The 12341-nt window shown below is 50.6% G+C and carries 6 protein-coding genes; all 6 read right to left on the bottom strand.

The genetic code is table 11. From position 1 onward, the window contains the following. Nucleotides 1-709: 709 nt before the first annotated feature. The gene (locus D5S03_RS13735; RefSeq protein ID WP_287044490.1) at nt 710-1447 is read right to left on the bottom strand and encodes a hypothetical protein; all 738 of its coding nucleotides are present in this window, start codon (nt 1445-1447) and stop codon (nt 710-712) included. Nucleotides 1448-1648: 201 nt separating this feature from the next. Beyond that, nucleotides 1649-4300: an Ig-like domain-containing protein gene (locus D5S03_RS13730; RefSeq protein WP_287044489.1), complete on the bottom strand. Its 2652-nt coding sequence runs from the start codon at nt 4298-4300 to the stop codon at nt 1649-1651. Nucleotides 4301-4582: 282 nt separating this feature from the next. Continuing rightward, nucleotides 4583-6487, bottom strand: coding sequence for a hypothetical protein (locus D5S03_RS13725; RefSeq protein ID WP_008868664.1), 1905 nt, complete (start codon nt 6485-6487; stop codon nt 4583-4585). A gap of 259 nt (nt 6488-6746) precedes the next feature. After that, nucleotides 6747-7559, bottom strand: coding sequence for a hypothetical protein (locus tag D5S03_RS13720; RefSeq protein ID WP_008868665.1), 813 nt, complete (start codon nt 7557-7559; stop codon nt 6747-6749). Nucleotides 7560-7684: 125 nt separating this feature from the next. Then, a complete protein-coding gene (locus D5S03_RS13715; protein WP_287044487.1) occupies nt 7685-11227 on the bottom strand; it encodes a hypothetical protein in 3543 nt (1180 codons plus the stop codon). Between the two features lie 134 nt (nt 11228-11361). Next, nucleotides 11362-12341, bottom strand: a 980-nt coding sequence (locus D5S03_RS13710) for a S41 family peptidase (RefSeq protein WP_287044485.1), incomplete at its 5' end; no start/stop codon positions are given.

Here is a 12341-nt window from a genome sequence, read left to right as displayed (position 1 = left end):
CCAGATGACAAAACCAATAAAGCCGGCCATAACCAGTATACCGATCAAGATTTCACCCATGGCACTTTCTCCTTGCTCAAGTTTATTTTTTGCCCTTCATAACATTACAATGTCCGCTCAATATTTCAAAACATTGCTGTCAGCTGATTTAATGATTTAATGCGTGCATCTGAATGCATCAATCAATGGCATGGGATCTGTAATCCATGTTCATGAAAACAATTTGCCGGTTCTACCGCTGGTCCTGCCATTCCTCTACTGCTTGAAGCTTTTCAACGCCAAACTGCTTACCAGCGCAATATTCCCATATTTCAGGGTCTGTGGGCAGTGAGTGGCGTGAACAGCCAAACCCCGAGCGAATGCAGGGATCTCCAGGGTCGCCGCATGTCGGGGCAGCACAAAACACAGACAGAAACAGTACAGAAAAAACCAGCAGAATCGAGGCTTTCCTGAAGTAAAAGTAAAGCATCTTTCCCGCCATTCATACCTCCTCACACGCTTGCTCAAGACTCACACGGCTCTGCATAACATCTCGAAGAATTGTTCAGTGACAAAAGTCAAAAAGTTATGCACTGCATTTTACTCAAGAAATGTGTGCTATGTGAATTTTTATAGTCACATTTGATTATATGAAGAACATGTACTTGAAACTCCCAGATAGTTACATTTTTCATCGTAGCTTTGAACATACTGCAGCCCCGTTAGATAACTACTGAACTTCACGCGTGATTAAAGCCATGCTTTCGGCGAGTTGTTCCAGAGGGTCGGCCCATTGTTCAAGCTGACTGTCTTGCCGCGCCTCTTGGGACAGTACCCGTATTTGTCGATGATCAGCACCAAGGAGGTCAGAGTCGAGGTGCTGGAAGGCAAGAATCAGGCTGTCAAATTTTTCAGGCAGCATGCCCCATCCGCGCAAGGCTCTGACTGTTAGCGCATCCTGTTCTGCCAGCGGCAAAAGCTCCGGTGGCAGGTCGGTTTCGAAAGACGGGGCCGCCCTGCCCTGGCCGGAATGGCTGATGTCTGTGGGTTCGTCTGCGCCGGCATCTGTGGAAAGAGCTGAAGACACCAATTCCATCTTTTGCGTGATAACATCCAGAAGGTTCTCATGGCAGGCGTCCTGGAGAACGGTCACGGAGTCAGCACCGGAGACGAAAAAAGTGTCTCCAGGCAGAAGACTTCCTTTAATGCCCAGCGACTTGCCTTCATAATCGCTCAGATCCAAAAGCTCATAGGGAGATTTATCAATGTGCGGATATATCTGATAAACATCCCCCAGGCCTGGGGTATCCGAGACCAGACCCTTGTATATTTCTTCAGCCCTGTTCAGGTCATGTTCAAATAAGGGGTGTCCCAGACTGTAAAAACTTCTTTCCACCACGCACCCCACCAGGGTGGTATCCACAGGCTCTGAAGCAAGAACAGCCTTTGAATGCAGAGGAATATACAAAGTCAACAGCAAGAGCAGCGCACACATTAGTACGCCCGAATAACTGATCCAAAAACCTCGCCCGTGCCCTGGAAAATACCTTTTTGAAATACTGCTCATCTAGCACTCCCCTGACCTTGTGTGAAAAGATATACTGGCATTTACCCACCTGAAAAAGCAGGGCCTGTCCGGTCCTTGCTATGGGAGTTGTTGCAGCACAGCCTACAAACTGGACCCCGTGTCCACCGGCACCAGCTCCCCTTCATTATTAAAGGCAAAGCGTTCCATATGCTCCTTGAGAGCTCGAATATCCTGGGCATATTCCGAGATAGACCTGTTGGTCCCTGACTCTGCTTTAGCCAGCAGCTCACTGATCTCGGCCATATCGGCCCCCAGCAAGTCGACCCCATGCCTGCGCAGGTCCAGGGCCAGCCGGCTGAAACGATCCGGAAGATGTCCCCACGCGCCCAGAGCCCTTACAGTAACCTGGTCATGCAATACTGTATGCTCAGCTGTATAGTCTGACACTGAAGACTTTTCGGGAAGGACATTGACCCAGCTGTAAAGAAAGACATCAGGATTATTCAGGCTTATTAATTTAATCTGTGTCAGCCCGGGTTCTTCTCCTGTAACCTCCCCGAGTTCGGAAAGAGAAGCCACTTGTATATCAACTGGTTCCCAGGAAAGCTTGTGGTCCCTGGCGTCAACAGCAACCTCCAGGTTGGAAGAGGCTCCGGAAACCAGATCCATCTGCACAGGACTCAATGAGACTCCAAACTTGGTGTGGACTCGAAAACTCTCTGGAAGAACAACCCTGTTATTGTGATCATTTACCAGAATCAGGATTTGAAACCCCGAGTTCTGCGGTCTTTCAAAAGAGACGCGCTGCATGGAGTCACCGGAAAAAACCACCTTGTGGGATTCAGTGGCATTGAAATTGTGGTTGTTGCCGGCTTTTTGCTGAAAATCACCTCTTACCTCCAGAACACCCCGAGTCAAACGGTTGGAATGACTTCGGCTGGTTTGAGTGATGAAGTCGCCCTTGACCAGCACTTTGTCTCTGTCGTGGGTCATATTCAGATAACCCCGGCTGTCTTCAGGCTCGCCTCCCTCTTCTTGAGGCATGCCCTGCATAATATAATCGCCATGGACGACCAGGGTACCTCCACCAATGGTCAGGGTGCCATCAGGCTGGACCAGGTTGCCTTGAACAGTAAAGTTTCCGCTGGATATATCCAGCGTTCCTGGACCTTCAAAAGATATAGAGTTGTCAACCGTGAGAGAGTGACCGTCCAGATCCATGGTACCGTTAAAGCCATAAAGCCCTTTGATGACAGCATCATCTGTCAGCCGCCATCCCCTCAGCACGCTGTCAAAATAGACATCTTTGTTTGAGATGGAACACCCGGCAAAACCTGAATTGCCGGGCGCTTCAAAAAAAACTCTCTGCTCATTTTCTCCTGAAAAGAGCACCTTGTGGGATTCAGTGGCATTGAAATTGTGGTTGTTGCCGGCTTTTTGATGAAAATCACCCCTTACCTCCAGAACACCCCGGGTCAAACGGTTGGAATGACTCCGGCTGGTTTGAGTGATGAAGTCCCCCTTGACCAGCACTTTGTCTCTGTCGTGGGTCATATTCAGATAACCCCGGCTGTCTTCAGGCTCGCCTCCCTCTTCTTGAGGCATGCCTTGCATAATGTAATCGCCTTGGACGATCAGTGTGCCTCCACCAATGGTCAGGGTGCCATCAGGCTGGACCAGGTCACCTCCGATAACCAGCTTCCCCCTGGAAAGACTGCATGTACCTGGACCCTGCATTGTAACCGGATTTTTCACTGTCAGCGTGCGTCCTCCCAGATCCATAGTCCCGGTAAACCCGTGCATTTCCCTGATGACAGCATCTTCCTTCAACTTCCAGCCTCTCACAACTGTCAGGAAGTAAACCTCTTCGTTAGAGATAGTATTGATTCCAAACCCGGAATTGTTTGGACTTTCGAATGATACTTCCTGTTTTTTCTTTCCGGAAAGTAGTACGTTATGCGAACCTGATGCATTGAAGTTATGATTGTTGCCCGCTTTCTGCATGAAATTTCCCTGGACTTCCAATGTCCCACTGGTCAGCCTGTTGGAGTGACTGCGACTGCTCTGAGTAATGAAATCACCTTGAACCAATACGGAATCATTTTCCCCGGTCATAACCAGGTACCCATTGCTGTCTTTCTTGTTCCCCTCATCATCCTTTTCCATACTTTGCAGGCGGTAGTCCCCGGTCACTGTCAACCTGCCTCCATCTATATCAACTGTCCCCCCGGACTGGATAAAGTCGCCATGTATATCAAGTGCCCCTCCTGCGAGTTTGAAAGTGCCATGATGTTCCGGGATTCCCCCTTTAACGGTCATCTTGTTTCCGGCCATATCCATTGTACCAGTAAAACCATGCCCTACATTCCTGATTTTCAGATCATCATGCAGTGTCCACCCCCTTAAAACAGAATCGAAATGGACATGATCATTTGAGATCTCCAAAAGAGCAAATCCGGAATTGCCTGGACTTTCGAATGATACATCCTGTTTCTCCTTTCCGGAAAGAATTACTTTATGAGAACCTGATGCATTGAAATTATGATTGCTGCCCGCTTTCTGCTGGAAATTTCCCCGGACTTCCAGGATTCCACTGGTCAGCCTGTTGGAGTGACTGTGACTGCTCTGAGTGACGAAATCACCTTGAACCAATACGGAATCGTTTTCTCCGGTCATAACCAGGTACCCGCTGCTGTCTTTCTTTTTACCCTCATCATCTTTTTCCATGCTTTGCAGGCGGTAGTCATGAGCGACAATCAGTTTACCTTCATTAACATTAATGGTTCCACCCACATGATATATAGATCCGGAAGAAGTAAAGGTATGTCCATTCAGATTAACATTACCACTCAGTATTAAAATATCTTTTTCATAGTTTACACTCTGAGTTAAAGACATATTAGTATCTATTATCTTAAATTCAGAATGTTCATTGGATGCTATTGATCTTGTAAAAAAAGACCCTGACAGAATTAAGATCATCATGCAGGAAAAAATATACACTATCTGGTATATTCTATGTTTGATTTTCATTTTTATTGTCTCCTTAATATAGATACATATCCCTATAAATCATCACGATACACCTGCAGCCTGCATAACTTTATTCATTTGTTCGTGCAGTTTTTTTAAGGTCTTTTGATGTTCTGCTGACATACGCAGGCTGTCAGCGCTGTTGATCCATTTTTCTAATTGATCTATATCTGCGCCCAGCAGATCTTTGCCCTGCCCCCTAAGATGCATGGCCAGGGAGTTAAATCCCGGGGGCACATCTTCAAAAGCCCTGAAGGCCCGTACTGTAAGCCCTTCCTGGCTGACCAGGGCCAAAAGTTCCCGGCTGAATCCTTCCTGAACTTCCACCTCTTCAGCAGTGTCGTCACCCATGACTGTTTCGCTGCTTTCCACTTCTTCAGGCTCCTGAGGTGCAGGTGCCGGCATTTCAATTGCCCTGACTTCAGCAGGCTCTATGTTTTTATACATGAACACTGCAGGACCGGAAGTCATAGGTCCCGGCCTCCTGCCGGTATTTACCAGCATAACATGGCCTTCCGGTCCCACAGCCATTTCGTTGCGGTTGCCCGCCTGATTGCTGGTGGGTACTACCTGGAGTAAACGCCCGCTTCGGTCATAAATCCATATGGAATATCTTTCCTGGGCATAGATATTGCCGGCATTATCAACTTCCAGGTGCTCAAAATCCGGCATATTGAACTCATCTACATATACAGGCGGTGTACCTGAACCATACAGGCCCCAGGCCTCCATACGCCGGCCTTCATGGTCCAAATTTACAAAAAATCCTTCTGCATCATCTTCATAAACTGCAAATATGCTCCCGTCAGGAAAAATAGCAAAAGGATATGTACCGTCCATATTCAACTTTGTCTGAACTTGCATATCCCTTGAAAATTTGACTAAAAAAGGGCCATTTGCATCACCCGATCTGGATTCTGCACCCATTAAAAGACCTTTCTGATTTGAGCTGATTATGTAACGAGCATATAAACGTTCATCTTTACCAGACACCGATAGATCCAGGGAAAAGCTGTCATCAAGCTCTCCTGCGGGACTGAATCTCAAAAGCTCATCCGGGTTCTCATTATTTCTGCCTATCAGGATCAGCAGGTGACCATCGCTTTCCGCCCTTGCATCTATGCGTCTTACGGCAAGATTATCTCTTGTGGCCTCTTCTTCAAAGCTCCATTCATGCTGGACCTCTCCCCCATGGTCATAGATGCGCACCACGTACCGGGAACGGTCCACCAGAGCTGCATACCTGCCCGGCAGCATCACCGGCTGGAAATCGTTGAACTCCCGTTCTCCAATTTCCTTGTATGTAAAATAGGAATCCAGCTCCAGTGGAGGCGGGCTGTCAGCATCTGCGGATTTCAGGATACTTTCAATTAAACCCGGATGCTGGTTCAAAAGATGGTCATTGGCCATAAGAAATAACATCCGGTAGTTGCCCTCTGCATCAGGTATCTTATTCACCGCCACAGCCCATGTTTGATGTGAGTCAAAAGTTCCATCCGGAGCATTTTCCTGCATTGTGAACATGGCTTTGACCAGGAATGCCTCCTCTCCGGCCAGGGTAATGTACGATGTTTCAAATTCTGGTTCATCAGTACTCATCTCAGGCAGCATTTCCTGAAAATCCTTATAAAAACCCCGGTAACCGGCTTCGGCATGACCGCGCGGAGGAGGTTCGTGTCCCAGCCCAACACCTCCCCTGGCCATTTTCTTGAGCTCTTCAACTGAAATATCCTGCGGAATTCCCATGGGGCCAATACCCAGAATATACAGCAACTCATCTCTTTCCATCAGAGGCAGGGCATTTGCAGGAAGATCAAGATAAAATCCACCCATCCAGCGCGTAACAGTTTCGTTCTTTTCTGCTGCAGCATTTACTGAAAAAAGCAATAACATTAAGGACATCATAAAAATCACAGGGACAAAGCTGTTTTTTAGCTCTTTAATCATTTTGGACTCCTTTTATCCCCCGGCCTTTACCGGAAGAATCTCTTTACTTGATGCACCTGCAAAAAGTCGGGAAATGAATAATTCAGAAACCAACAATCTACATAAGTCTTTGATTTTACTGAACTCTGACGTCTGATCTCTGACGTCTGTGACTGCAAAAATGACTTTTTGCAGTCACATCTTACTTGCACCCAGATAACTTCAAAGCAGATACCTCTGCAGTATTCATTACGCTTTTCTCAAAAAAACACGCCTGCATTTACTGCTGCAGCTCGATATAAGAGCGAAGCCGCCTGATTCTGTCTGCCAGTTCAGGAGTGGGCTCCATTTCCTGGCTTTGTTCAAAATACTCCAGTGCACGGGAATATTCTCCCCGGCCCATGAAATCCATACCCTTACTGAACATCCCGGCAGCAGCGGAATCTTCAGTCTGGCCCAGCTGTTCATGTACTTTGCCCGCAGGATCTTCGCCCGGGTGAACAGTCGAGACTCGAAGAAGTTCTTCCAGTTCCTGCGTAAGGGCTTCTTCATCAAAAACAGAATCCACGGATACAACTGACTCAAGTTCCTGAGCCTGAAGACCAAAGTCCTGCATTCGCACCCTGTTCAGGGTCCAGCTCTGATCAGCCAGGCCCCGGTCCAGAGAAATATAAATGTTTTCTCCCGGGTGAACCCTGATCAGCCTCCGGGTTCCCAGTTTGTTCCCCTGGGGTACAAACTGGACGAAAAAGGCCTGGTCCTCAGCGTGATCCGGGTCCTGAAAAACCTGGAAAAAGACAACCGGGGAACTGGACTCATCACCTGCCACCGGTCTTTTTGCCGAATCCAGAAGCTGCAGATGTCCTGAAGCACTTGTTCTGACCCAGATTTGGGTGACCACCGCTTCCTGCTCTTCATCCGGGTCAGGCAGATAAGCCCCGAACTCCATCACCTGTGGCAGACCCTGCAACGGATCATTCCAGTCCCCGTGGATTTTCTGCGGGAAGACAAGGCAGGAGAATACAAGCACCAAGAGCACTACATTACTCTTGCCCGGCCATATCTTGTTGTAAAACAATAAATAATCGTGCATGATGAACTACTTCCCCAAAAAGGTTGGAGCCTGGAAATGCTGGCGTTGCCTGCACTGCCTGCTCTTATCAGCCCGGGGTACAGACTTCTCTTGGATTGCGGAAAGTCCGGGCCTGAACCATTTTGCTAATCAGTCTCCAGCGTCCCGGGGGGTTCTTTTAACGGCAAAAAGAAAAATCCCAGGGTAAAATATGTGGTCATGGGGTCATATCTCAAGGGTATACCGTCCTCCACCAAGGGTTCATCTGTCCCGGCCTTGAAAAAATCAATGCTGTAATTGGTAATAAGCTCCAGTGAAAAGGATTCGGTGTGCTCATCAGGTTCCGGAACCCAGGAAATAGAGGTTGCGGCATTGTTGCCCCTTACCCTGGGGCTGTACATAAACCCTGTGGAAAGCATCCAGTGTTTGACACGCACCTCGGCATCCAGGGACGCTGCTCCTTGCGGAGAAGGAAACATAACCCTGAACCGCGGGGGCATGGGCACGGAAACTGTAAGGTCCAGCTCTACCGGCTCTCCTGGATAAACATATCCGCTGCCCAGAAGGTCCGGCGGCTCAATCCCCTGCTCTCCTGCAAGACCTGTAAGACCGCCGGCCATTTGCAGAGCCTGAGCCATTTGTGCTTCACTCAGTTCCATACCCATTTTTTCCAGTTCCGCCTGCATGTGCTGCTTCATAATATCCTCCACAGACTCCTTGGGGTGAAGCATTTCCTGCAGCCTCTCCCAGTCGGAACTGTATTCGGATATCTCTTCCTGTATTCCTGAAATCCCGGGGGTGGCTATAATTGTGGCTTCTGGAAACCTGACCGTGGGATCGTTGGCAAAAGGTGTTGCAGTGGTCCAGTAGGTACGGTTCTCAAACAGATCCATAGTGATGGTTTCTTCTAGAATTTCCACGGGATGCACATGCACCATGGCCTGGTCTTCATCCAGAAGAAGACCTGTCCTTATGTCTGCAAGGCTGACAGTAGCCGTAAAACTCTGGGGCTCTTCGCTGTCCTCGAGGATGGCGTGCAGCTTCCAGGCGGGGATCTCGGTGATGCCGTCCTGCTCCATAAAGGTCCAGTAATAATAGTAAGTGCTGTCCGGGTTCAGATTCGAGACAACAGCATGCACTGGCTCATAGTCCCCATCGGTGAAACTGTACTGGCTTTCTTGGAACTCGATTTTTTCCTCTGCTGCCAGAAGAAGCAGGACGTCTCCCGTCTGACGCCGAACCGTGCGCTGCATGAAGGAAAAGTGTCCGTCCAGACCGGATATATTCACCTCAATATCCACTAAAAAAGGGTACGCCTCGGGTACTGCAGGGATCTCAGCCAGCCACTGGCCCGGCTCCGTCTCCTGGGCGCCGGGAAGGGATATCTCATAAGTCACGCTGACATCAGGGTCCTGCCCTGCGGCGTCACGGATTCCATGCCGGATGCGATTGACTGTGTTCTGAAAACCTCCCCCCAGGCTTATTTCCACCTCAAAAACCATATCCTCATCTGCATCCGGATCATAAGGAATGTTCATGGGGGATGGAGGTGTGGTGTGCACGGTAATATCCATCCAGCGCAGCCTGTTGATTTCCGAAAGGATTCGGTTTATGCGCTGCTCCAGATCAAGGATTTCAGCTTCCAGCCTCTCCTGCTCCAGCCGGGCCTGCTCCTGCAGCTCTCTGGCCTCCTGAAAAACACTTCTCATGAAGCTGCCGCCTTCATTAACCGCCTGCAGGGCCTTATCTCTTTCAATGCCGGCATTACGCAGAGCTCTGAACATCTGTACGCGCATATCCGCTTCAGCGGTGCGGCTGTCGTATTCCAGGACCGCCTCGGCCAGTTCCCCTTCTGCCCAGGATTCCACGATCCGCCCGGGGGCTCTGATGGTATAAGCAGCTCCGCTGTAGACAGACTCCCCCATCCCGTACACTACATCCCCGAGGTTATAGAGCATGTACAGCTTGCCGCCGTCAGGTCCTATCCCGTCCTCTATCACCAGTTCCGGCGATTCTATCTCTGCACCGGCGGCACGCAGGGCCTCGGCCCTGGCTTCCAGGACGTCCAGGTTTCCCGCCTCTACCGAAGCAGCTACGTATGCCCTGGCCTCTCCCGGGTCCATGCCCGCCCTCCTGAAACGGATTTCCCACTGGGTCAGGTAGGCAGCCAGATTGTTCTCATTGGCCTGCCTGATTGTCAGGTGGGCGTCCCTGGCATCCACTATGCTCTGTCCCATTCTCTTGCTTGTTCCAACTATGGTTTCCGCTCCACCTGCGACCATGCCCACAGGGGTAGCAGACAAGGGCGGTACCCTCAGGCCCTGACGGGCCACATCAAAAAGGCTGGCATCCCCCTCCATATAGTCTTCCAGGGTCTGTCCCAGATGACCTATATCCGTAAAATCAGTAACAGTACCGTAAACCTGGGCTGCTCTGCGTGCCCCACTGCCCAGCTGCTGCATCCTTGTGGGCCCGGCCGGGGTCTCCGGGCCTGTCAGTTCAATTACCGGTTTTCTGCCGTTGGCAGCGGCAGTGGCCTGCATTCTGGCCCTGGAATCTGTTATTTCCTGACGCAGTGCACTCTGTCGCTGCTGGTAGGATTGCTGCAGCCTTTCCTTTCTGAGCCTTGTGGCCTCTGTGTCACTTACGTTATCGAGTCGGCGCATGTTTTCATCTATACGGCGCAGGGCATCTTCCCTGGCCCTGAGTTCCTGATTGGCCCGCTGCAGTGTTCTGGATTCAGCAGAGTCAAAAATTTCTGCTGCAGCCTGACGCATACGTCCGGCCTCAGAGGGATCACTGACCACGGTACGGGCTTCCTTTATATTGTTCAGTTTCCTGCGAAACTCTTGCGGACTCTCTCGTATACCGTGACGTTCTAAGATTGAACCCAGTTCTTCATCAGGCAGTTCACTGACTCTCAAGGTTTTATCCACACTTTTAGCCATGGGCTGCATGAGTTCAGGGTTTCCTGCCAGATCTCCTGAACTGGAATTAAGTCCTCCGGAAGCCTTTTTCAGGTGATCCTGGACCTCAACGTATCCTGCCCCGGCCCGGGTTTTGCCGGTAACCGGATCACGCATGGAGGCGGAGACAAAAACTTCATGGTTCCGGGCATGGTTTTCAATCTGGATCCGGTGGTATTCGCTGCCTACCTGGGCCGGCAGGCCTTGTTTATGCACTGTAAGATCAAAAGGGTCGTCCCCCCAGGGAGTCGGAGCACCGACTTCTAATGTTGCCGGACTGTCGGTAACCGTTAAATGGTCCAGCCCCATATCCTGCAGAACGGATTCCACATTATCCACTGCAACGGCTCCTCCTGCTGCATCCAGATCCCCCATCAGTCCGCGATGGGCCCGGTCGTCTATACTTGTTCCCAGGGAGGCGTCTATGCGCTGTCGAAGAATGCTCCGGGAATTACCGGCCCTGGCACTGGATTCGTTTAACACTGCCTGATGCACCTGATGCCTCTTGCGACCGAGCTCCTGAGACACTGCTCTGTGCCGGCTTACTTCGCGCTGCATGAAATACTGCTTCCGGGTCTCGGACATGGGTGAATTTTCAATCTGTGCAAGGTTATCACGGTAGGCCTGCATCTCGGCATCCCAGGCGGCTTCAGTCTGTTTCCAGAGGTTGCCAATGGCCCAGAGTTCTTTGTCGGTGTACAGAACAGGATCCACCGAACTCATTGCCCGGCAAGGCGAAAGCAACGTTATAAAGATTATCAAGCCTATACAGGGCAAGTGCTGCAGAAAAAATTTCAGGCATAAATTATTATTCACACTGTTCACTCCTTAAACAGGGTAAGCATACACAACCGGGATTACTTCCAGGAACTGCTTTTCATGTATTCCGCCAGGGACTCCAGTTCCCTTGCATGCCTGGCCAGATTCGGGTCATCCGAGTCCCGGGCTGTATCCGCCCAGGCCTGGACCTGATCCTGGTTGGCCCCCAGAAGGTCCATATCGTGCTCAACAAGATCCAGAACCAGGTTTACATGCCCGGACGGCAGCCTGTCCCAGGCGCGCAGGGCTCTTACAGTGAGCCTTCCCTCATCAGCCACCTGCTGCAGCGTATATTCCTGCCTGGTTTCCGGTAGAGCATCCTGAGTACTCAATAAGGTCAGGGCCTTTCGGACCAGGTAAGCTGTGTCGTAAAGCCTGCTGCCGGCTACACTGATATCAGGCTCCAACCCCTCAGGAGAACAGGAGACTCCTTCAGGTCCCAGGACACGTCCGTTGGTCAGCTGCAGAACTGACCCATCGGACAAAGCAATCCGGGTCTGGGTGCTGCACTTGCCATAAGTAGATTGGCCAATCTGTATGGCCGTGCCGTGAAACTTAAGGGCCGAGACAAAAGCTTCTGCCGCGCTGGCTGTATTCGGTCCAGTGAAAACAACTATCTTTCTGGACAGCTTTTCCCCGGGAGGGGAGTTAATCAGGGTCCGGCCGGACCCTCTTGTCTCCAGGCCACCCAGGGACCTGCCGGCCTCAATGAACAGGGCTGCGCAGTCCAGGGCTTCAAAAAGGTCTCCTCCTGAGGCATCTCGCAAATCAACAAAAACCGGTCTTCTGCCTGCACCCAGATAGTCGATGGTTACCCTGAGAGAGGCCCTGGTTCTCCCGGCTGCAAAATCCCGGATTCTGAGCACGGCCTGATCCTGGGGCTGCAAAAGCTCCACATGCAGAGGCCGGACAGCCTCTCTTTTCACCCGGAGCTCTACCATGTCCTCCCCGGATAAAGGCCTGAGCTTCAGGTCAACCATCTTTCCCGGAGGCCCCTGAAGCATGGCTGCTGCTTTTT

It is taken from the genome of Desulfonatronospira sp. MSAO_Bac3 (assembly GCF_003838035.1).
GTDB classification, from domain to species: domain Bacteria; phylum Desulfobacterota; class Desulfovibrionia; order Desulfovibrionales; family Desulfonatronovibrionaceae; genus Desulfonatronospira; species Desulfonatronospira thiodismutans.
This window is presented reverse-complemented; position numbering and strand designations above follow the sequence as displayed.